Below are 22,124 nucleotides of genomic sequence, written 5' to 3' on the forward strand. Positions count from 1 at the left end.
GGCTGCACAGGGTATCGCGCTACGGCTGTGCGGCCGCACTCATCGCCAACCCCGGCGCCAACGCCTTCGCCTCCGGGAACAACGCGAAGCGCAGGCCGATCAGGCCCATCAGCGCCTCGTCGCGGGCCTTGCAGGCGCTCACGCTGCCGACCCGGCCCAGCGAGGTATCCAGCCGCTCGCGCAGCGCCTCGGCCGCCACAATCGGCTTGCGTGCGGTGATCTGCCGGCGGTAGTGCGCCGCGATTTCCTCCAGGATGTGCTCGACCGCCTCGCGGCTGCGCTCGGGCAGTTCCAGCCTGGCGCGGCGCAGCTGCAGGATGTTCAGGCCAATGCGCGCTTCATTGAGCATGTCCACCGAAGCGATGTCGCTGCCCTCCGGCGTCGCCGCCAGGCGCGGTGCGAGCAGGCCCAGCAGGTCGAGCATGCGTGCGGCGAAGCGCTGCCGGTCCTGCTGGCCACGACCTTCGGCGGCTTCGGCCAGCGTGGTCCAGCCCTGCCGCACCAGCCGGCGCGCGGTCCACTCGGCACCCACCGAACGGAACAGGCGCGTCATCACCACCGCAAAGCCAATGCCGATGAACATCGCGATCGACGAATTGAGGAAGGTCTGGATATTGGCGCTGTAGGTGTTCTGCAGGCTCAACAGTGCGGCCAGGTTCACCGTCAGCGGCAGCGCGAACAGCGCGCTCTTGGGGTGGTGCAGCATCAGCCCCAGCGGCAGGAACGCCACCGCCAACACCAGTGCCAGCAGGCCGAAGTCGTGCACCGCCGGGAACACGCCGAACAGGTACACGCCGGCCACCACCGAGGCGACCATCGCCCACACCAGGAACGACACCATGCTCGGTGCCGGATCGTCCTGTGCGGCGAAGAACGCGGCGGTCACCGCGGCCATCATCGCGCCGTTGCCACCGCCTTCCCAACCCAGCGCGATCCACAGCACGCAGTAGCTCATCAGTGCCACGCCGGCACTGAGCGCGGAGAACAGCGCCATGCCGTAGTCGACGTGCTTGTCGGCAGCCACGCGCTCGGTGCGGATGCGGTAGTGCGCGCGGTCCAGCGGCGCGGTGCCATGGTCGATCGCGTGCTGCAGGGTGCGGCAGTCCTGCCACAGGTCGACCAGTTCCTCCAGGCGCAGCAGCAGGCTGGCCAGCTGCAGGTGCTGCAGGTCGCGATCCACCTGCGGCTTCAGTGCGCTGATGCGCGCGCGCAGGCGGGCGTACTCGCTGGCGTTGGTCGGGCCATCCAGCCAGTCATGGATATCGTCGACCAGTGCCGGCAGCCCTTCGGGCAGGGCCTGGCCGTCGCTGCGCAGCGCACTCAGGCGATCGGCAATCGAGGACAGCACCGGCAACAGCAGCAGCATGCGCTCGCGCAGGCGCTCCATCGACACCGCCGAACCGGCATGGCGCGGATCATCGCGGCGCAGGAACTCGATCAGCGCCTCGAACTGCACCAGGTCGGCGGCGAGCCGGTTGCGCGGCGCATGCGCGCGGCCACGTTCAAGGATCTGCCGGCACCACTGCGCGGCGTCCTCCATCCAGTTGCCGATGCGGGCGCGCAGCATCGGGCGTACCGAGGCCGGGAACAGCAGCGAAGCAAACAGCACGGCCACCACCGTGCCGAGGATGATCTCCTCGCTGCGTGCCACCACCGTGTCGAAGATGGTTTCCGGCGAGGTTACCGCCGGGAAGCCGATGAAGGCGGTGGTGTAGCCGGCCAGCAGGAACGCGTAGCCGCGCGGCCCGCGGTTGAGCAGGGCCATGAACAGGCAGCCGGCCAGCCAGATCGACATCGCCGCGCTCAGCACCAGCGGCGTTTCCACCAGCGCCGGCAGCACCAGCAGGGTGGCCAGGCCGGCCACCAGGGTGCCAACGATGCGGTACACGCCCTTGGCCCGGGTTGGGCCCAGCAGCGGCTGGCTGACGATGTACACCGTGCCCATCGCCCAGTACGGGCGCGACAGGTTGCCGGCCATGGCGATGTACAGCGCGGCCACCGCGGCCAGGTAGGTCTTGATCGAGAACAGCCAGGCCTGGCGGTCGGTCAGCGCGTTCATGGCTTACTTCGCTGCGGTCGGGGTGCCGGTCGCGGCGGCGCTGGTCTGCCAGCCGCCACCCAGCACCAGGAACAGGTGGATCTGGTCGCGCGAGACCTGCGCTTCGGCGGCGGCCAGGGTGGCGTCGCTGGTGGCCAGGCTGCGGTCGGCATCCAGGCTCGACAGGTACGGCGTGCGGCCGCCCTGATACAGCCGGCGGTTCTGCTCGGCGGCCAGCGCGGCCTGCTCCTGCGCGATGCGCAGCGACTGCAGCCGGCGCAGGTCCTGCGCATAGCGGTCCAGCGCGGTCTGGGTCTCACGCAGCGCCTGCAGCACGGTGTGGTCGAACTCGGCCAAGGCGGCGTCGGCACCGGCTTCGGCGGCGTGGATGCGTGCGTGCGTGCCGGACGACGGCAGCGTCCACGAGATCAGCGGACCGATCGACCACTGCTGGGTCATCGGCGTGCCGAAGTCCTCCAGCAGGCCGGCAGCACCGAGCGAGGCTCCCAGGCGGATGTCCGGGTACAGCTCAGCGGTGGCCACACCAATCCGAGCCGTGGCCGAGGCCAGCTTGCGCTCGGCCTGGCGCACGTCCGGGCGACGCTGCAGCAGCGCCCGGCCATCGCCGACCGGCAACGGCTGCGCCAGGCGGGGGGCGTGTGCACAGTCGATCACGCCGGCTGGCAACTGGCCCGGGGTCTGGCCCAGCAGCGCGGCCAGCGAATACGCTGCTGCAGAACGCTGCGCATGCAGCGGCGGCAGTGCAGCTTCCAGCAGTGCCACCTGGGCATTGGCGCGGGCCAGTTCCGGTGGCGTACCGCGACCGGCCGCAATCAGGCGCTCGGTGACCGTGCGGCTGCGCTGCTGCAGCTGCAGCGAATGCTCGGCCACGTGCAGTTCGTGGTTGGCGTGGCAGATTTCCAGGTAGCTGTCGGCCACCTGCGCGACCACGCTGACCTGGGCCAGGTCGCGCGCCGCAGCGACCGACTGCTCGTCGGCACGCGCTGCTTCGGCGCCGCGCTTGAGCTTGCCGAACAGGTCGAACTGGTAGCTGACCGCGAACTTGCCATCGGCCAGGTTGATCACCGGCAACTCGTGCTCCTGCAGGAACGATTCGGCCGACAGCTGCGCGCGGCTGACGCCGGCCTCGGCCTCGTACTCGAAGCCACCGGCGTCCAGCGCCTGTTCGTACACGGCTGCAGCGCGACGCAGGTGCGCGTCGGCGGCCTTCAGTTCCACGTTGTCGCGCAGCGCCTGGGTGATCAGGCCGTCCAGTACCGGGTCGTTGTACAGCGACCACCAGCGGTCGGGCAGCGCCTGGTTGGCGGCCACCTGCGGGTTCTGCGTATCGATGAAGGCCGCATTGGCCTCCGGGCGCTTGAACGCCGACCCTTCCGGCAGCGCGTAGTCGGGGCCGACGGTCCTGCATGCGGCCAGGCTGGCCAGCGCGACGATCAGGCCAAGACGGGGCAGGGCAGCGTTCACAGGCCCGCCTGTGTCGGCGCGGTGCCGGCCTTGTCGTTGTGCGGATGGCGGCCGGTGTCCACGGTCACCGTGGCGGTGCGACCGGCGATCAGTTCCACGCCCTTGGGCACCTCGTCGATGGCAATGCGCACCGGAATGCGCTGCGCCAGCCGCACCCAGTCAAAGGCCGGGGTCACGTTTGGCAGCAAGGTACTGCCGTTGCTGCGGTAGCGGTCCTCGATGCCGGCGGCGATGCTCTCGACATGGCCGCGCAGCGGGGCCGACTCGCCCATCAGGCGGATGTCCACGCTCTGTCCCGGGGCCACGCCGCGCAGGCGGGTTTCCTCGAAGTAGCCATCGATGCGGAACGAGCCGGTATCCAGCAGCGCCAGCACCGGCTTGCCGGCCACCACGTAGTCGCCTACGCGCATGGTGCGGTCGTTGACCCGGCCGTCGGCCGGTGCGCGCACCTCGGTGCGGCCCAGGTTGAGCTCGGCCAGGTCGACCGCCGCCTGTGCGGTGGCCAGCGCGGCCTGTGCGGCCTGCAGCTTGGCGCGGCGCACTTCGGCGTCCTCGGCGGCGACCAGGTCCTGCAGGCTGCGGTCACGGCCGATCTCGCGGCGCAGCTGTGCCACCGAGGCCTGGCGCTCGCCCAGGCTGGCGCGGGCCTGCTCCAGCGCGATGCGGTAGCGGGCGCGGTCGACCACGAACAGCAGGTCGCCCTTCTTCACCGCCTGGTTGTCGGCCACCTGCACCGTTTCCACCAGCCCGGACACGTCCGGCGCCACCTGCACCACGTCGGCGCCAACATGCGCATCGCGGGTCCACGGCTCATCCATGTAATAGACCCACAGCTGGCGCAGCACCAGCAGGGCGACGATCACCGCCGCGCTGGTCAGCAGTATGGGAAGGGTCTTCTTCACGATCTTGTTCACGATTGCATCCAACGCAGGAGGTGGAACAGCAGGCCAAGCACGATCCCGTACAGCGCCAGGTTGAACAGTGGCGGGTGCCAGATATGGCGATAGGCACCGGCACGCTGCAGCAGCGCGTGCAGGCCGCTGTTGACCAGATAGGCCAACAACATCAACCCGAGCAGGGTCGGGACAAACACTCCGTGGAGACTGAATTCACCAGGCATCGGTAGGGGCGGGGGCGAGGAGGGGGAGGGGAGGGACAACAGAACAACGGCAACGGGCAAAAGCCGCTGGCGTGTGCACGGCAGCGGCGGTGTTCGGGGGCAGCGGTCTTACGTGATGCGGTCGGCGGCCTCGGCCAGCAGGCGCCATGCCTTCAGCACGGCGTGCAGTTCATCCATGGAAAGCTCGCCGAACACGTCCTGGCGCAGGCCGATCAATTGATCTTCCAGCTCGCTGACCAGCGCATGGCCTGCGTCGGTCAGCCATAGCAGGTTGGCGCGGCGGTCGCTGGCGTCGCTCTCGCGGCGGACCAGGTCGCTGGCGCACAGCTTGTCCAGCAGGCGCACCAGGGAAGGGCCTTCCATGCCCAGCTGCTGGGCCAGCGCCACCTGGCGGATGCCACCGCCGGAGCGGCCGATCATCAGCAGGGGCATGGTGCAGGCGGTGGAGATGCCGTAGCTGCCGAGCCGGCTGTCGGCCAGGCGCTGCCACTGCCGCCCTGCGTACAGCAGGCCGGAGCTGAGCTGCATCTGCAGCACGGTGCGCTCGTCGAGGGGTCGGTCCATAAGAGATAGATAGGATACTACTAATTTCATTCCTATCAATAGGTTTTTATGAATGGGTGGGGTGTAGTGAGGAAAGCGTTGCGCCTGTTGGCTATCGGTTGGGGTGGCGGAGGGCCGGACGGGGCAGGGCACGCTGCAAGTACGTCCATGTAAGCTCGATCGGCGCATCCATGCGCCTCACGGCCCTGTCCCGCCCGGCCCTCCGCCACCCACCCCACATCCCCCGAGCGCGGTGGGTTGGCTCTTAGAAGCAAGAGCAGAAGCAGTGCGGACCAACGGTCCGCACCCACCAAGGCAGAAGAGACCACAGCAGCGGCGCGCTGCTTCCGAAGCCATGAACCCCCGCTTTTGACCCCGCTTTCGGGCGGTCCGGCCGCGCCCGCGGGAAACCGTCAGGGAGGGGGAGAGGGGGCTGCGCAGGACCGTTGGCGCCATGGACGGCGCCATCGAGCCCCCAGGGGTGAGGGCGCTTTGCTTGCGAGGCATGCCTCGCAAGCGACCGAACGCACAGCCGCCAGCGGCTGGGCCGGACCCCGGAGGGGGGTTCACGGCGTGTCCTGCGCAGCCCCCTCTCCCCCTCCAAACCGATAGCAACGAGGCGCCGCAAGAACCCCCCGATGAACCGTCCCAACAGGACGACCCACCCCCCGGTCGGGTACGATGCTCGCCCCCCGTTCGGGACGCTGTACGCAATGAGCAAGAACAACGAAAAGGCCGCCCCGCAGGGCGACGTGACCCAGGACCAGGCCGAGGATGCCGTGCGCACCCTGCTGCGCTGGGCCGGTGAGGACCCGTCCCGTGAAGGCCTGCTGGATACCCCCCGCCGTGTCGCCGAAGCCTATGGCGACTGGTTCAGCGGCTACCGCGATGACCCGCGCGCCTACATGGAGCGGACCTTCGAGGAAGTGGCCGGCTATGACGAACTGATCGTCCTGCGCGACATCGAGTACGAAAGCCACTGCGAACACCACATGGCGCCGATCATCGGCCGCGTGCACGTCGGCTACCTGCCGGCCGGCAAGGTGGTGGGCATCAGCAAGCTGGCCCGCGTCGTCGAAGCCTATGCCCGCCGTTTCCAGGTGCAGGAGAAGATGACCGCGCAGATCGCCCAGTGCATCCAGGATGTGCTGCAGCCGATCGGCGTCGGCGTGGTCGTCGAAGGCGCCCACGAATGCATGACCACCCGCGGCATCCACAAGCGCGGCGTCAGCATGGTCACCTCCAAGATGCTGGGCAGCTTCCGCGACGACGCGCGTACCCGCGCCGAGTTCCTGCGCTTCATCGAAGTGGGCGGCAAGCGCTGAGCCGCTTGCCCGCACCCCGCCGGCCCCTGGTGGCCGGCATGCCCACGGCTGCCTGCGCGGCCGCCGTGGGCGGCTGCTCGTCCCCGCCAGCCCTCATGACTCCTTTCGCTGCATGAAGCACCGCGAACGCATCTCCCGTTACCGCCATCTGCGCGAACAGCCCCAGTGGAAGCTGCTCGCCGCCGACCACGCTCCGGAAATCATCGGCCTGCTGCAGGGCCTGCTGATGGACGGCGAGCGCACGTTGCCTTCGTCGGTGCTCAACGAGCGCCTGCAGCGTGCGCTGGACCAGCTCAACGGCGACGAACTGTCGCGCGACCTGCCGCGTACCGCGCAGGCCTACATCGCGCACTGGTTGGCCCAGGGCTGGCTGGAACGCCGTCTGCCCGATGGTGCCGACCAGGAACAGTACGAGCTGTCGACCGCGGCGCTGCAGGCCATCCGCTTCGCCGACGGCCTCGAGCAGGCCCGCGTGGCGGCCACCGAAAGCCGGCTGGCACTGGTCATCGAGCAGCTCTCGCAGCTGGCCGCGCAGACCGAGTCCGATCCGGACGCACGCCTGTCGGCACTGCGCGACGAGCGTGACCGCATCGACGCCGAGATCGCCCGCGTCGGTGCCGGCCGCGTGATAGCGCTGGATGGCAAGCGCGCGCTGGAACGTGCGCGCCAGATCATCGGCCTGGCCGACGAGCTGACCGAGGACTTCCGCCGCGTGCGTGATGACTTCGAGCAGCTCAACCGCGATTTCCGCGAACGCATCATCGACGACGAGGGCGAGCGTGGCGACGTGCTGTCGCAGCTGTTCGAAGGCGTGGACGTGATCGGCGAGAGCGATGCCGGCCGCAGCTTCCAGGCCTTCTGGCGGCTGCTCAACGACGCCGAGCAGAGTGCCCAGCTCGATGCCGCGCTGGAAGCGGTGCTGGCGCGTGGCTTTGCCCGCCGCCTGGACCGCAACGAACGCAACTTCCTGCGCGGCTTCACCAGCACCATGCTCGAACGCGGTGGCCAGGTGCACGATGTGCTGCAGAACTTCGCACGCAGCCTGCGCGGCTTCGTGCAGAGCCGTGGCTATCTTGAACAGCGCCGCCTCAACCAGCTGCTGAAGCAGGCACAGTCCGAAGCGCTGGCCCTGCGCGACGAGTTCCCCGCACAGCGTGGCATCGGCCGTGACCTGCAGCTGACCACCAGCCGCCTGCGCTCGTGGTCGCAGTGGAGGCTGCACGATCCGCGCAGCGCCCAGGTCGATGGCAACGTCGAGTACAACGACGCGGCCGCGATCAGCCTGGAAAGCGTCGGCGATCTGGTCGCTTCGTCCGAAATCGACTTCCGCACCCTGCGCCGCGACCTGCACGACCTGCTTGATGCACAGCCGCGGCTCAGCATCGCCCAGGCCCTGTCGCAGCGCGAGGCGCCGCAGGGTCTTGGCAGCGTCATCGGCTACCTGTCGCTGGGCACGCGCTTCGGCAACGTGGTCGCCGGCGAGCAGGAGCTTGCGCAATGGCGTGGTGGCGACGGCCAGATCCGTCGCGCCCGCATCCCGCTGGTTTGGTTCACCCAGGAGAGACGCCATGAGCTGGCATGAAGATCCCATCGACGCACCGCAGGCCGACGTGGCGGAAGACGCCTACGAGGCCGAGCCGGTGGCGACCGTGGCGCAGCCCCGCCGTGGCAACGACGTGTACTACCTCGGCGATACCGGTCGCCTGCCGCTGGATGCGCGCCGTGCGCTGTGCCAGCTGCTGATCGGCCCCAGCATCGACCAGCTGCGCCACGCCAAGCTGTGGCCGGCGCTGATCCGCAGCGAAGCGGCCATCCGCTCGTCGCTGGCGGACCTGTTCCTGGAACTGGTGCTCGACCGTGACAGCGGCGTGGCCTTCACCCGCCAGGCCGATACCGAAGACGTCGATGCGCCGGTGCTGCTGCGCACCTCGCCGCTGACCTTCATCGATTCGGTGCTGTTGCTGTACCTGCGCCAGCAGCTGGCCGAGGCTGACGCGCGCGGCAACCGCGCGGTGGTGGCTGACGCCGAGATGGCCGAAGCGCTGGCCATCTACGAAAAGAACCTGTCCACCGACCGCGCCGGCTTCAACCGCCGTGTCGCCTCGGCGGTGCAGAAGATGAAGGACAACCACATCCTGACCCGCCTCAGCGGCCAGGAAGACCGCCACGAAGTCTCGCCGGCGCTGAAGCTGCTGTTCTCCGCCGAAGACGTGTCCCAGCTTTCGGCGGTCTACCGCCAGCTGCGCGAAACCCCGGCCGCCGAGGCCTGAGAGACCCGATCATCGCATGGCTATCTCCAAGCACACTCCCGCCCTGTTCAACGAAGGCCTGCCGGACCCGCGCCTGCAGCAGTTCCGCATGCGCCGCCTGCAGGTGCACAACTGGGGCACCTTCAACGGCCTGACCGAAGTGCCGATCGCCGAGCGCGGTTTCCTGTTCGTCGGCCGTTCCGGCTCGGGCAAGTCGACCCTGCTCGATGCCATGTCCGCGCTGCTGACGCCGCCGGCCATCGTCGACTTCAACGCCGCCGCGCGTGAAGCCGAGCGCAGTGGCCGCGACCGCAACCTGGTGTCCTATGTGCGTGGCGCCTGGGCTGACCAGCAGGACAGCGGCACTGGCGAAATCGCCACCCAGTACCTGCGCAAGGGCGCGACCTGGACCGCACTGGTGCTGGAATACCGCGCCGGCGACGGCCGCGTGGTCAGCCTGGTGCGCCTGCTGTGGATCTCCGGCAACGGCACTTCGGCCGGTGACGTGCGCAAGCACTACATGATCGCCGAGCGTCCGTTCGACATCGCCAAGGATCTCGGCGGCTTCGACCTGGACCTGCGCAAGCTCAAGCAGAAGCTGTCCGATCTGCACCACTTCGACGCTTTCTCCGGCTACGCCGAGCGCTTCCGCGACCTGCTCGGCATCGACAACGAGATGGCGCTGCGCCTGCTGCACAAGACGCAGTCGGCGAAGAACCTGGGCGACCTCAACGTCTTCCTGCGCGACTTCATGCTCGACACGCCGAAGACCTTCGACGCCGCCGAGCGCCTGGTCAGCGACTTCGCCGAGCTTGATGGCGCGCACCAGGCGGTGGTCACTGCCCGCCGCCAGGTGGAAACCCTGCTGCCGGCACGCGCCTACTACAACGACCTGAAGGAAATGCACCGCCAGCGCGGTGACGACGAAGCACTGAAGCTCGGCGTCGACAGCTTCCGCGAAAGCCGCCGCCAGGCGCTGATCGAAGCGCGCCTGCGCGAGATGGACGTGCGTGACCGTGGCCTGCTTGGCGAAGAAGCCCAGCGCCGTGCCGCACTGGACAATCACACCGAGCGCCTGGCCGAACTGGAACTGCAGCGCCGCCAGCAGGGCGGTGAGCGCATCGAGGAACTGGAACGCGAGCAGGGCCGCGCCGAAGCCGAGCGCGACCGCCGCCAGGCCAAGCGCGAGCAGGCAAGCCTGGCCGCGCAGCAGCTGGGGGCCGAACTGCCGGACGACGCACACGGCTTCGCCGAACTGGTTGAGCGCGCACAGAACGAGCTGCAGGACCGCCAGCGCGCCTCTTCGGCGCTGGACGATGCGATCAGCGATCGCCTGGGTGGCAAGCGCGATGACGAGCGCCGCTTCGGCGAAGTCCGTGCGGAACTCGAAGCGATGCAGCGCACGCCCTCCAACATCCCGGCGCCGATGCAGAAGCTGCGCGCGCGCCTGGCCGAGGAAACCGGCATCGCCGAAGCGGCGCTGCCGTTCGTCGGCGAGCTGATCCAGGTCCGCTCGGAAGAGCAGGGCTGGCAAGGCGCCATCGAGCGTGTGCTGGGTGGCTTCGCGCTGTCACTGCTGGTCGACGACAAGCATTACAACGACGTCGCCGAGTGGGTGAACCGTACCCACCTGGGCATGCGCTTCACCTACTACCGCGTGCGCCGCAACGATGATGCATTCGCCCGTGAGCCGTCGGCGAAGTCGCTGCTGCACAAGCTGGAACTGCGCGAACACGTGTTCGAAAGCTGGCTGCGCCGCGAGCTCGGCAAGCGATTCGACTACGAGTGCGTGGATGCCAAGCAGCTGCGCAACGTCGACCGCGGCATCACCCGCGAAGGCCAGGTCAAGCATCCGGGCGACCGTTTCGAGAAGGATGACCGCAGTGCGGTGGGCGACCGCCGTCGCTGGATCCTCGGTTTCAACAACCACGACAAAGTGGGCGCCTTCGAGCGTGAAGCACAGGAGCTGGCCAAGCGCATCGCCGGCTGCGAGACCGATATCGCGCGCCTGCGCGGCCAGCGTGATCGCGACAACGAACGCCGCCTGGCCTGCCATGAGCTGGTCAGCATCAGCTGGAACGAGATCGACATCGCCGCCCCGCAGCAGCGCCTGGGCGATATCGAGGCCACCCTGCGCGATCTGCGCGAAGGCAATGCCGACCTGGCCAAGCTGGCCAAGCAGATCGACGCCGTGCGCGCCGACATCGAGCAGTCGCGCCGCACCTATGAAGACGTCCGCGTCGAGCGTGGCCAGCTGGTCAAGGAACGTGATCGCCTCGACCGCGCACGCCAGCAGAGCCGTGCGCTGGTGCTGCCGAGCCTGGCCCAGGAGCAGGAAGCCGGTCTTGCCGAGCGCCTGCAGGAGCAGGGCCCGCTCAGCCTGGAAACGCTGGAAGCGCACATGCGCCAGGTCAGCAACGCGTTGAACGAGCAGCTGTCGTCCTCGCAGCAGGACCTCAACCGCATCGAAAACCAGCTGATCGGTTGCTTCCGTCGCTTCATCCAGCAGTGGCCAGAGGAATCGGGCGACTTCACCGTCTCGGTGGCCTCGGCCGAGGACTTCCTCGCTCGCCTCGAACGGCTGGAGCGCGATGGCCTGCCGCAGCACGAAGAGCGCTTCTTCGATCTGCTGCAGAACCAGAGCAAGAACAACCTGCTGGCCCTGCAGCGCCACAGCGCCGAGGCCCGCAAGTCGATCGGCCAGCGCCTGGACGAAGTGAACGCCAGCCTGGAACAGGTGCCGTTCAACCGCGGCACGTTGCTGACCATCGAACTGAACGACCGACGCCTGCCGGAAGTCGGCGAGTTCCACCTGCAGCTGCGCGAAGTGCTGTCGCAGCAGCAGACCGAGCAGCGTGAGCTGGCCGAATCGCAATTCACTGTGCTGCGGCAGCTGGTCAACCGCCTGGGCTCGCAGGAAGGCGAGGACAAGCGCTGGCGCGAGCTGGTGCTGGACGTGCGCATGCACGTGGAGTTCATCGGCGTCGAGCTGGATGCGGAAACGCGCCAGCAGGTCGAGATCTACCGCAGCGGCGCCGGCAAGTCCGGTGGCCAGCGCCAGAAGCTGGCCACCACCTGCCTGGCGGCAGCGCTGCGCTACCAGCTCGGCGGTGCCGACAGCCAGCTGCCCAGCTACGCTGCCGTCGTGCTCGACGAAGCCTTCGACAAGGCCGACAACGAGTTCACCGCACTGGCGATGAACATCTTCGACAACTTCGGCTTCCAGATGGTGGTTGCCACCCCGCTGAAGTCGGTGATGACGCTGGAACCGTTCATCGGCGGCGCCTGCTTCGTCGAAATCAGCGGCCGCCACGACTCCGGCGTGCTGCTGATCGAGTACGACGAAGAAGGCAAGCGCCTGAAGCTGCCGGAGCGCAGCCGCCAGCAGGCCAACGAACCGGAAGAAGCCGAGGCCTGAGCGCCTCGGTCCATCTACCTGTAGAGCCGAGCCATGCTCGGCTGCTCTTCGCGGCCGGACTCAGCGTGCCAACCAAGGTTGGCACCTACCTGGTCATCAAGCTCATTCACGCACCGCGGAACGTATCCCACGCCATCCGCGCGATCAGCACCACCACCAGCCCCACGAACAGCTTGCGGATGAACGGCGTACCGCCCTTCAGCGCCAACCGCGTGCCCACCACCGAGCCGATGATGTTGGCCGCCGCCATCGGCAGCGCGAACAGCCACAGGAGGTTGCCGGTCGGCACGAAGAACGAGATCGCCGCGACGTTGGTGGCCAGGTTCACCACCTTCGATGCCGCCGAGGCGCGCAGGAAATCCAGGCCGAAGAAGCGCACGAACAGGAAGATCAGGAAGCTGCCGGTGCCCGGCCCGAAGAAGCCGTCGTAGAAGCCGATCGCCGCACCGATGGCCAGCGCGATCGCCAGCTCACGACGGCCGATGTCCTGCGGCCGGTGCAGCGCGCCGAAATCCTTCTTCCACAGCGTGTAGGCCAGCATCGCGATCAGCAGCACCAGCACCAGTGGGCGTACCGCGTCCTTGGGCAGCAGGCTTACCGCGGTGGCGCCGGCGAAGGAGAAGATGAAGGCCGTGCCTGCCGCGAACAGCACCGGCTTCCACGGGAAGCGCACGTTGCGCGCATAGCGCCAGGCGGCTGCACCGGTGCCGAACATCGAGCTGAATTTGTTGGTACCGAACAGCATTGCCGGCGTCTGCTGCGGCAGCACGGTGAACAGGCCGGGTAACTGCACCAGCCCACCGCCACCGACGGCGGCATCGACCAGGCCGGCGATGAAGGCGATCACCACCAGCCACCACAACTCAGGGGGAACCAGTTCCAGCACGGCGATCAATCGATGTGGGGGCGCGACAGCATACGCCTGTCCTGCACCGGCTGACCCGTGCCCCGCGTGGATCAATCCGCACAACCCGGCGACAATGCCTGCATGAGCCGAAAATCCACCGACCCCTGCCCCTGCGGCCTTCCCGCCGATTACGCCGCCTGCTGTGGCCGTTTCCATGCCGGTGAGGCAGCACCCGATGCCGAGCGCCTGATGCGATCGCGCTACAGCGCCTATGTGCGGGGGCTGGCGGACTACCTGCGCCAGAGCTGGCACCCGGACACCCGTCCGGCCGAGCTGGCGTTGGATGATGCGCCGGGCCAGCGTACGCACTGGCTGGGCCTGACCGTGCACGAACACACGGCCACCGGTGCCGACAGCGCCGAAGTGCGCTTCACCGCCCGCTACCGCGTGGGTGGCGGCAGCGCGGTGAAGATGACAGAGCACAGCCGCTTCCTGCGTGTCGACGGCCGCTGGTACTACCTCGACGCCGTGTGAGCCTCAGCCGCCGCGCACCGCCAGCACGCGCTGGCCGGCATGCGCGCGGACCTGGTTGCGGCCGCCGTCCTTGGCTGCATACAGCGCCTGGTCGGCAGCCTTGATCACCGCTGCTGGCCGCTCATCCACGCGGCTGTCCGCCAGGCCGATGCTCACCGTCACCTGCACCGTCTGCCCGCTCCCGCCGCGTCCGCGTTGCTGGCGTCCCGTTTCATCGTCGCGGCTGCGGGTGCTGCGGTCGCGCAGCTGCATGCGGGTGTCCTCGATGGTCTGCCGCAGCGCCTCGACCGCATCCACGCAGGCCGCTGCGGGACGATCCAGGAACACCACCGCGAACTCCTCGCCGCCATAGCGGAACGCACGGCCACCGTCGCCCACCCGCCCCAGCCGCGAGGCCACCAGGCGCAGCACATCGTCGCCGGTGTCGTGGCCGTGGGTGTCGTTGAACGATTTGAAGTGGTCCACGTCCACCATCGCGATGCTGTAGGTGCCGCGCGCCCGTTGCAGGGTCTCATTGAAGGCGCGGCGCCCCGGCAGGCCGGTCAGTTCATCGCGGAAGGCCATATGGAAGGACTCCTGCAGCATCGCGCCCAGCATCAGCAGCAAGGCCGCGCTGGCCAGCGCCGGCAGCAGCACCGGCTGCAGGAACACCCGCGGCAGCATCCACCACAGGCACAGCAGGGCCAGCAGCATTGCCGTGTGCAGCGGGCGCGGATGCCGCCAGGCCTGCCAGCCCAGCGCGGCGGTTGCCAGCAGGAACAGCAGGGCTGGCAGCTGTGCCAGCGCGTTCCAGTCGGCCGGAATCCAGCTCCAGTGGCGGTTGGACAGCAGATCGTGCATGCCCCGCGGTTGCTGCGTGGCCAGCAGCAGGAAGATCATCAGCGCGGTGCCACTGGCAACACCCCGCAGCAGCAGGTCGCGGCGGCGGCGGCCGCGCTCGGGCCACAACGCCAGGCCCGCGAACAGCAAGGGCAGCCAGGCCGAAATGGCATGGAAGCGCAGCGGTGTCAGCGTCGTGACATGGCCGTTGCGCAGATAGCCACCCACGTCCAGGTGCAGCAGGGCGAACATCACGGCCACCACCAGCATCAGGCAGAGCGTACGCACCTGGTGGTAGAGCAGCGCAAGGCCGGCGCCGAGGCAGGCCAGCAGCCAGGGCAGGATGCGTTGGGCCGGATTGGCCACGTCTTCGTTGCCCAGTGCCGCCCACAGCACCACGGCAACCAGCACGGCGGGCAGCACGAACAGGTAATGCGCAGGCTGGCGGAGCGGATGCAGGGGCAAGCAGGAATTCCAGCGCGGTGACGACGCGGCCGCAGCATTGCCGTTAGCGGCCTCTGCACCGGCTTCTTGAATGCGGGATGGTCACGCATGTGAACGCGTTGACGTCGAACCATGACGTCGCACTCACCCTGCTGCGCAGATGCTCCCCGGATGGACAGCGCAGCCACCGCCGTCGCTGCCCCGCAGCGCGATCTCGCCCGCCAGTACGCACGTGTGCGGGACCGCAGCATGCAGTTGGCGGCCCCCCTCAGCGCCGAAGACGCCATGCTGCAGAGCATGGCCGATGCCAGCCCGAGCAAATGGCACCTGGCCCACACCACCTGGTTCTTCGAACGCTTCGTGCTGGCCGGCTTCCCACCTGCACCGGCGCATGACCCTGCCTGGGACTACCTGTTCAACAGCTACTACAAGAGCCTCGGCCCGGCCCATGCGCGGCCGCAGCGCGGGCTGCTGTCACGGCCCTCGCTGCAGCAGGTGCAGGACTACCGCCGCCAGATCGATGCGCAGGTACAGTCACGGCTGGACGCGGGTGATCTCGACGATCAGGCGCTGCAGCACCTGCAGCTGGGCCTGCAGCACGAACAGCAGCACCAGGAGCTGCTGCTCACCGACATCAAGCACGCGTTCTGGTGCAATCCATTGCAGCCGGCCTACCGCGACGACCTGCCAACCGTCCCCGGCACTGCCAGTGCTCAGGGCTGGATCGAATCGCCCGAACGCATCATCACCATCGGTGCCGCAGCCTGGCCACGGCATGACGCGTTCGCCTATGACAACGAATCGCCGCCGCATCGCGTGCTGCTGCCCTCCCATGCCCTGGCCGAGCGCCCGCTCAGCAACGCCGAGTACCGCGCCTTCATCGAGGCCGGAGGCTACCGCGAGCCACGCTGGTGGCTCAGCGAAGGCTGGGCACTGCGTGAAACCGAAGACTGGCGGCACCCGCTGTACTGGGACGACAGCCTGCAGCGCGAATACACCCTGGGCGGTTGGCGCGAACTGGACCCGCATGCGCCGGTCTGCCATCTCAGCTACTTCGAGGCCGACGCCTGTGCCCGCTGGGCCGGGGCGCGCCTGCCCAGCGAGTTCGAGTGGGAGGCTGCGGCCGCGTCTCAGCCGGTGCGGGGCCACTTTGCCGATGACGATCACCTGCACCCACAGGCCGGGCAGGGCGGTGGACTGCGCCAGCTGTTCGGCGATGTATGGGAATGGACCCACAGCGCCTATGGCGCCTATCCGGGCTTCCAGCCCTTTGCCGGCAACCTCGGCGAATACAACGGCAAATTCATGTGTGGCCAATGGGTGCTGCGCGGCGGTAGCTGCGCCACGCCCCGTGGCCATGTGCGCGCCAGCTACCGCAACTTCTTCATGCCACCGGCGCGTTGGCAGTTCTCCGGCCTGCGCCTGGCCAGGGACCTCGCATGAGTACGGTGCACGACGCGCTGCAGGCATTGACCGATCTCACCCCCGGCCGCCAGCAGATCCTCACCGACGTGGTGGCCGGGTTGTCGCGCACACCGCGCCAGCTGCCGTCCAAGTACTTCTACGATGCACGTGGCTCGCGCCTGTTCGAACAGATCACCCAGACCCGCGAGTACTACCCCACGCGTACCGAGCTGGCCCTGCTTTCGCGGGTACTGCCAGACATCGCCCGCAGCGTCGGCCCGCACCTGCACGTGGTGGAACTGGGGAGTGGCAGCGGCCGCAAGACCGCGCTGCTGCTGGCCGCGCTGCGTGAACCGGTGGCCTATACACCCATCGAGATCTCGCGCGCCGCGCTGCTGTCCAGCATCGACCATCTCGCCCCGGCGCTGCCGGAGGTCGAGATGCTGCCGGTCTGTGCAGACTTCACCCGTCCCGTTGCCGTGCCCATGCCCGAACGCGAACCCGCGCGGCGGTTGCTGTTCTTCCCCGGGTCTACGCTGGGCAACTTTGAAGGTGAGGACGCGGTCGCCCTGCTGCGCGCGATGCGCCAGACCATGGGCCGTGATGGCCTGGCCCTGGTCGGCATCGACCTGCACAAGGAGCCAGCGTTGATCGAGGCGGCCTACAACGATGCACAGGGTGTCACCGCCGCCTTTACCCTCAATCTGCTGGCCCGCCTCAACCGCGAGATCGGCAGCGATTTCGATCTGGATGGCTTCCGCCATCGTGCCCGCTACAGCGTCGCGCGGCTGCGCATCGAGACCGATCTGGTCAGCCAGCGGGCACAGGACGTCCATCTGGATGGCCGCACCTTCCATTTCGAGGCCGACGAACCGATCCGCGTCGAATACAGCCACAAGTACACCGACGACAGCTTCGAAGCACTGCTGCAGCCGGCTGGCCTGCAGGTCATGCAGCGCTGGGATGCTGAAGGCCCGGCCTATGGCCTGCGCCTGTTGCGCGGCATATAGCCGCCGGCAGCCGGCGCCGCTTCAGGTTCGACGGCGACGCTGCGCCTAAGATGACCCTGCAACGGCAACACGGAGGACGCCATGCCCATTCTGACCACGCTCGGCCTGGCGGCCGCTCTTGCCTCGGCACCGACAGCGCCTGCCGTTCCTGCCGCCGGCATCGATCCGGCCTTCAGCCGCTGCCTGTCGGGCCTGCAGGCCACCGCTGCGACACAAGGCATCAGTCCCGACCGTTTCAACGAGATCACCGCCGGCCTCACACCCGACCCCAGCGTGCTCGGCCTGCTTGATGCACAGCCCGAATTCACTACGCCGATCTGGGACTACCTCGCCGCGCTGGTCGATCGCCAGCGCGTTGACGATGGGCGCGCCCTGCTGCTGCTGCACCGCGACCTGCTCGATCGGGTGTCGGCGCAGTACGGCGTCGATCCGGCCACCATCGTCTCGGTCTGGGGCGTGGAGAGCGACTACGGCCGCGTGTTCGGCAAGCGCCCGTTGTTGCAGTCACTGGCCACGCTGTCCTGCGCCGGCCGTCGCCAACCCTTCTTCCGCGGTGAACTGCTGGCCCTGCTCAAGCTGATCGACCGCGGGGACCTGCAGGCCCAGGGGCTTACCGGCTCCTGGGCCGGTGCCTTCGGGCACACGCAGTTCATGCCCAGCACCTATGCACGCATCGCCGTGGACGGTGATGGCGATGGCCGCCGCGATCTGGTCGGCAGCATTCCCGATGCGCTGGCGTCCACTGCCAACTACCTCAAGCGCGCCGGCTGGCGCAGCGGCGAGCCGTGGGGCATGGAAGTCCGCGTTCCTGCGGGCTTCAACGCCAGCCAGGCCGGCCGCACCCAGCGTCGCTCCCTGGCCGACTGGCGTGCGCAGGGCGTGACCGCGCTGGATGGCAGCGTGTTGGCTCCGGCCAACCTGCCGGCGGATGCGCGCGCCGCCCTGCTGCTGCCGGCCGGCAACAAGGGCCCGGCATTGCTGGTGTTCCGCAACTACGACGCGATCTACAGCTACAACGCCGCCGAAAGCTATGCGCTGGCGATCGCGACGCTGGCCGACCAGCTGCGTGGCGGCAACGGGTTGGCCACCGCCTGGCCGACCGATGACCCGGGCCTGGGCCGCGATGAGCGCCGCCAGCTGCAGACCCTGCTGCTGGCCCGTGGTCACGACATCGGTGCCGCCGACGGCATGATCGGTACCGCCACGCGTCGCGCGATCCAGGCCGAGCAGCAGCGCCTGGGCTGGAGCGAGGTGGACGGCCGCGCCGGCCAGCGCATCCTGCGCACGCTGCAGGAAGAGGCAGCCGCTATCGCACCCACTGGGCAGAAGGCCTTGCCGGCGGCACGTTGACCGCGACATCATCGCCGCGGTCTTGAAGGAGCGTCATCGCATGCAGTCGAATCCGGACATCAGCACCGGCCTGTATCACGGCCTGGAGGCCTGGCAGGTGCGAACCGCCAACGCCACGGCGGTCGTCAGTGTGTTTGGTGGCCAGCTGCTGTCGTTCATTCCCGATGGGCAGCCCGATCTGCTGTGGCTTTCGCCCACGCGCGCCGAGCTGCCCACGCCGATCCGCGGTGGCGTCCCGGTGTGCTGGCCGTGGTTCGGTCGCCAGGGCCAGAGCGCCGATGTACCGGCGCATGGCCTGGTGCGTACCGCGCGCTGGGAGCTTCTGCAGGCCAGCCAGCGCGATGATGGCGAGGTCGAGCTGCAGTTGGCGCCTGCGCCCAGCGCCGATCCCGGCCTGCGCCTGCAGATGCAGCTGCGCATCGGCCGCCAGCTGCGCCAGCAGCTGGTCACCGAGAACACCGGAACCTCGCCGGTGACCTTCACCCAGGCCCTGCACAGCTATTTCCGGGTGGGCGATGCCAAGCGGGTCGAGGTCGAGGGCCTTGATGGCCTGCAGTACCTGGACAAGTACGAGGACCCTGCGCAGCTGCGCCTGCAACAGGGACCGTGGTCATTGCGCGATCCACGTGATCCCGGTCGCAGCGATCGAATCTATACCGGTGCCGGCGGCCATTACGTGCTGCGTGATCCTGTCCTGCAGCGACGCATCGAGATCCGTAGTGAAGGCAGCCAGACCCTGGTTGTCTGGAATCCGGGCGCCGACGCCGCGGCGGAAATGGCCGATGTGGGTGAAGGCTGGCGTGACTATGTGTGCCTGGAAGTGGCCAACGCCGGGCCAGAGCAGATTACCCTTGTGCCAGGCGCGCGCCATCAGCTGGTGCAGACCCTGGCCAGTTCCATGCTGTAAGCGCTGGCAGCAGTTCCAGTTTGTCGATGTGGATAGCAAGGATGGAAAACATGCAGGAAGCACAGTGGTGGTATGCCAACGGCAGGCAGAGCGAAGGACCGGTGGACCTGGCCGGTTTGCGTCGCCTGCAGCAGGACGGGACGGTGACTGCACGCACGCTGCTGTGGTGCGAAGGCATGCCCTCGTGGCGGCCGTTGGCGGAACTGGAACAGGCTTCCACCCCCATCGAGGTGGCTCCGCTCCCGGATATCGACGCGGTCCCGGCGGTTGAGAGCATCGCGCCAAGTGCCGGCGACCCGTCCGATCCGTATCGTGCGCCTGCCGCTGCACCGGAGATGGCTGCGGCTGCCGGGCTGGAGGGTGAGATGGCCTTGTACGCCAGCGTGGTCGGCGGCAACTTCCCGATCTATCGCCAGCGCTGGCGGCTGGATCAGGGCATTGCCACGGGCAGTGGCACCTGGCATTGGCCGGCATTCCTGCTCGGCCTGATCTGGATGATGTACCGCAAGATGTACCGCCTGGCGGCGATGTGGGCCGGCCTGCTGCTGCTGATCAGCGTGGTGGAGACCTTGCTGGATGTGCCGGATGGCCTGTCGCTGGTCATCACCTTCGCGCTCAGCATCACCACCGGCATCTTTGGCAACAGCTGGTACCTGGCACACTGCCAGCGCCTGATTGCCCAGGCCCGTGCCGTCACCGGCGACGATGATGCACGGCTGCGCAGCGAGCTGGCCGCGCGTGGCGGCACCAGCGTGGTTGCCACACTGATCGCCATCGTCATCGCGGTGGTGCTGAGTACCGTTGGCGCCACACTGGCGGGGTAGGGCAGGTCAGCGGCCCTGACGGGGCCGCAGCACCAGCAGGCACACCGCACCGGCCACCAGGCCCCAGAACGCCGAGCCGATGCCGGCCAGCGTGACACCGGAGGCGGTGACCAGGAAGGTGACCAGTGCCGCCTCGCGGTCCCCTTCTACTGCCAGCGCACTGGCCAGGCTGTTGGCGATGGTGCCGAACAGCGCGATACCGGCCACGCAGGCCACCAGCTCCTTCGGGAAGGCGGCGAACAGTGCGGCCACGGTGGCACCGAACAGCCCGATGACAATGTAGAAGGCCCCGGCGGCCATGGCGGCGGTATAGCGCCGTGCCGGATCTTCGTGCGCATCACGGCCCATGCAGATCGCGGCGGTGATTGCCGCCAGGTTCAGCGCGTACGCACCGAACGGCGCCAGTAGTGTATTGACCACGCCGATCCAGCCGATCAGCGGCGACACCGGGGCGTCGTAGCCGGATGCCCGCATCACCGCCACGCCCGGAATGTTCTGCGAGGCCATGGTGACCACGAACAGGGGCAGGGCGATGCCGGCCACCGCAGTCCAGGACAGGGATGGGGTCACCCATTGCGGTACCGCCAGTTGCAGCTGCACCTGCTGTGCGTGCAGCAGGCCGCGGCTGGCCGCGAACGCGATGCCGACCAGCAGGGTGGCGATGACCGCATAGCGCGGGAACAGGCGGCGTCCAGCCAGCCAGGTGGCGAACATCGCCAGCGCCAGCACCAGCTGGGTGTTCATGGCCACGAACACGTCCAGACCGAAGCGCAGCAGCACCCCGGCCAGCATGCCGGCGGCCAGTGCCATCGGCACCCGCTGCATCAACCGGGCGAAGATGCCGGAGAACCCGGCCAACATGCCCAGCACCGCAGCAAGCAGGAAGGCGCCGGTCGCTTCAGAGAGCGAGGCACCGCCGGCACCGACCACCAGCATCGCCGCGCCCGGCGTCGACCACGCAGTCACCACCGGCACGCGGTAGCGCAGCGACAACCCGATGCAGGTGACGCCCATGCCCAGTCCCAATGCCCACATCCAGGAGGCGATCTGCGCCTGGCTGGCACCGACGGCCTGCGCGGCCTGGAACACGATCACTGCGGAACTGGCGAAGCCGACCAGCACGGTAATGAAGCCGGCAACGAGGGCCGGCACCGAAAGGTCGCGCCACCATGCTTGCCGCACCTGCATGTTCATTGCCGTCTCTCCTGTGTGCATCCATGCATTGATAGCGGTTGCGGCGTTGACCGCGCAACGCGCGGGCAACGCCGCAGCGATCTTCGAGCGTACGCCATGCTTGATGTCGTGGTGCTTCTGTCATCAGCATGCAAAAAAGCGCTTGACGAAATCTGCAGGATCTCTAGAATTCGCTCCCTTGCTGCAGCGCATCGCTTCTTCGGAAACGGCACGCGAACAGCGACGCCATCACCGACGAACGAGATGATCGAACGAAGGTGTTGACGGACTCGAAAAGTCCGGCATAATAGGCGGCTCGCAACGACGAAAGACCTTCGGGTACAACGACGAAGCAGCATCGGCAACAACGTCCACCCCGGTGAGACGGCCTTGAAAAAAGGTGTTGACGAAGCGGAAAAGCCGGCTATAATGGGCGGCTCGCTACGAAGGAAACTTCGCAGCACACGGGAGCGGCGCTGAGGCCACTTCCCAAGATCTTTGAAAGTATGCGCAGGTATCTTGTGAAGGCGCCTGCAGGAAGGATGATTGTCCATCTTGCAGACGTTTGATCAAGCAACTATTAATTGTTTTAAAGCAAGCGATACGTTGCCAGCATCAATCATCTGCAGCTTTA

At 68.0% G+C, this 22,124-nt stretch carries 18 protein-coding genes; 10 read left to right on the plus strand and 8 right to left on the minus strand.

Features of this window, described 5'->3' with window-relative positions:
* Nucleotides 1-19: 19 nt before the first annotated feature.
* From AC5P57_RS19420 to AC5P57_RS19440, 5 genes are all read right to left on the minus strand, one after another.
* The gene (locus tag AC5P57_RS19420) at nt 20-2,059 is read right to left on the minus strand and encodes an FUSC family protein (protein ID WP_262235936.1); all 2,040 of its coding nucleotides are present in this window, start codon (nt 2,057-2,059) and stop codon (nt 20-22) included.
* A 3-nt stretch (nt 2,060-2,062) separates the two neighbouring features.
* Nucleotides 2,063-3,523, minus strand: a complete 1,461-nt coding sequence (locus tag AC5P57_RS19425) for an efflux transporter outer membrane subunit (RefSeq protein ID WP_262235937.1) — start codon at nt 3,521-3,523, stop codon at nt 2,063-2,065.
* Nucleotides 3,520-4,437 (minus strand): efflux RND transporter periplasmic adaptor subunit, encoded by a 918-nt coding sequence (locus AC5P57_RS19430; protein WP_164145954.1) that lies wholly within the window; start codon nt 4,435-4,437, stop codon nt 3,520-3,522. Before AC5P57_RS19430 ends, AC5P57_RS19425 begins: the two co-directional genes overlap by 4 nt.
* Nucleotides 4,434-4,643: a DUF1656 domain-containing protein gene (locus AC5P57_RS19435; protein WP_005411696.1), complete on the minus strand. Its 210-nt coding sequence runs from the start codon at nt 4,641-4,643 to the stop codon at nt 4,434-4,436. Before AC5P57_RS19435 ends, AC5P57_RS19430 begins: the two co-directional genes overlap by 4 nt.
* A 108-nt stretch (nt 4,644-4,751) precedes the next feature.
* Complete coding sequence (locus AC5P57_RS19440) at nt 4,752-5,207, minus strand: MarR family winged helix-turn-helix transcriptional regulator (protein ID WP_012481667.1); 456 nt, start codon at nt 5,205-5,207, stop codon at nt 4,752-4,754.
* 692 nt (nt 5,208-5,899) lie between these two features.
* On the opposite strand from AC5P57_RS19440, the gene folE reads away from it, so the two are divergent.
* The 4 genes from folE (at nt 5,900) to AC5P57_RS19460 (ending at nt 12,178) form a co-directional block, all read left to right on the plus strand.
* The gene (gene folE, locus AC5P57_RS19445; RefSeq protein WP_004141296.1) at nt 5,900-6,511 is read left to right on the plus strand and encodes a GTP cyclohydrolase I FolE; all 612 of its coding nucleotides are present in this window, start codon (nt 5,900-5,902) and stop codon (nt 6,509-6,511) included.
* 112 nt (nt 6,512-6,623) lie between these two features.
* Entirely contained in the window at nt 6,624-8,093 is a 1,470-nt protein-coding gene (locus AC5P57_RS19450; RefSeq protein ID WP_099552818.1) for a DUF3375 domain-containing protein, read from the plus strand.
* The gene (locus AC5P57_RS19455) at nt 8,080-8,781 is read left to right on the plus strand and encodes a DUF4194 domain-containing protein (RefSeq protein WP_099552819.1); all 702 of its coding nucleotides are present in this window, start codon (nt 8,080-8,082) and stop codon (nt 8,779-8,781) included. Before AC5P57_RS19450 ends, AC5P57_RS19455 begins: the two co-directional genes overlap by 14 nt.
* 16 nt (nt 8,782-8,797) lie before the next feature.
* Nucleotides 8,798-12,178 carry an ATP-binding protein gene (locus tag AC5P57_RS19460; protein WP_099552820.1) on the plus strand — a complete coding sequence of 1,127 codons (3,381 nt, stop codon included), beginning with the start codon at nt 8,798-8,800 and terminating at the stop codon, nt 12,176-12,178.
* Between the two features lie 106 nt (nt 12,179-12,284).
* Here the strand turns inward: AC5P57_RS19460 and AC5P57_RS19465 are convergent, their stop codons facing one another.
* Nucleotides 12,285-13,064: a sulfite exporter TauE/SafE family protein gene (locus tag AC5P57_RS19465; RefSeq protein ID WP_099552828.1), complete on the minus strand. Its 780-nt coding sequence runs from the start codon at nt 13,062-13,064 to the stop codon at nt 12,285-12,287.
* A gap of 102 nt (nt 13,065-13,166) precedes the next feature.
* Between AC5P57_RS19465 and AC5P57_RS19470 the strand changes: the two genes are divergently transcribed.
* Nucleotides 13,167-13,559 (plus strand): YchJ family protein, encoded by a 393-nt coding sequence (locus tag AC5P57_RS19470; RefSeq protein ID WP_099552821.1) that lies wholly within the window; start codon nt 13,167-13,169, stop codon nt 13,557-13,559.
* A 3-nt stretch (nt 13,560-13,562) separates the two neighbouring features.
* On the opposite strand, the gene AC5P57_RS19475 is transcribed toward AC5P57_RS19470, so the two are convergent.
* Nucleotides 13,563-14,843, minus strand: a complete 1,281-nt coding sequence (locus AC5P57_RS19475; RefSeq protein ID WP_142808036.1) for a GGDEF domain-containing protein — start codon at nt 14,841-14,843, stop codon at nt 13,563-13,565.
* A 150-nt stretch (nt 14,844-14,993) separates the two neighbouring features.
* Between AC5P57_RS19475 and egtB the strand changes: the two genes are divergently transcribed.
* The 5 genes from egtB (at nt 14,994) to AC5P57_RS19500 (ending at nt 20,317) form a co-directional block, all read left to right on the plus strand.
* Nucleotides 14,994-16,265, plus strand: coding sequence for an ergothioneine biosynthesis protein EgtB (egtB, locus tag AC5P57_RS19480; RefSeq protein WP_262235939.1), 1,272 nt, complete (start codon nt 14,994-14,996; stop codon nt 16,263-16,265).
* Nucleotides 16,262-17,236, plus strand: a complete 975-nt coding sequence (gene egtD / locus AC5P57_RS19485) for an L-histidine N(alpha)-methyltransferase (protein WP_099552824.1) — start codon at nt 16,262-16,264, stop codon at nt 17,234-17,236. The genes egtB and egtD overlap by 4 nt, the downstream gene beginning before the upstream one ends.
* Nucleotides 17,237-17,317: 81 nt before the next feature.
* Entirely contained in the window at nt 17,318-18,586 is a 1,269-nt protein-coding gene (locus AC5P57_RS19490) for a lytic murein transglycosylase (protein ID WP_262235940.1), read from the plus strand.
* A 40-nt stretch (nt 18,587-18,626) separates the two neighbouring features.
* A complete protein-coding gene (locus tag AC5P57_RS19495; protein WP_262235941.1) occupies nt 18,627-19,493 on the plus strand; it encodes a D-hexose-6-phosphate mutarotase in 867 nt (288 codons plus the stop codon).
* Nucleotides 19,494-19,543: 50 nt separating this feature from the next.
* The gene (locus AC5P57_RS19500; protein WP_262235942.1) at nt 19,544-20,317 is read left to right on the plus strand and encodes a DUF2628 domain-containing protein; all 774 of its coding nucleotides are present in this window, start codon (nt 19,544-19,546) and stop codon (nt 20,315-20,317) included.
* A gap of 6 nt (nt 20,318-20,323) precedes the next feature.
* On the opposite strand, the gene AC5P57_RS19505 is transcribed toward AC5P57_RS19500, so the two are convergent.
* Nucleotides 20,324-21,511, minus strand: a complete 1,188-nt coding sequence (locus AC5P57_RS19505) for a benzoate/H(+) symporter BenE family transporter (protein WP_495219758.1) — start codon at nt 21,509-21,511, stop codon at nt 20,324-20,326.
* Between the last annotated feature and the right edge of the window lie 613 nt (nt 21,512-22,124).

This window comes from Stenotrophomonas sp. YJH_SMC_79 (assembly GCF_059367995.1).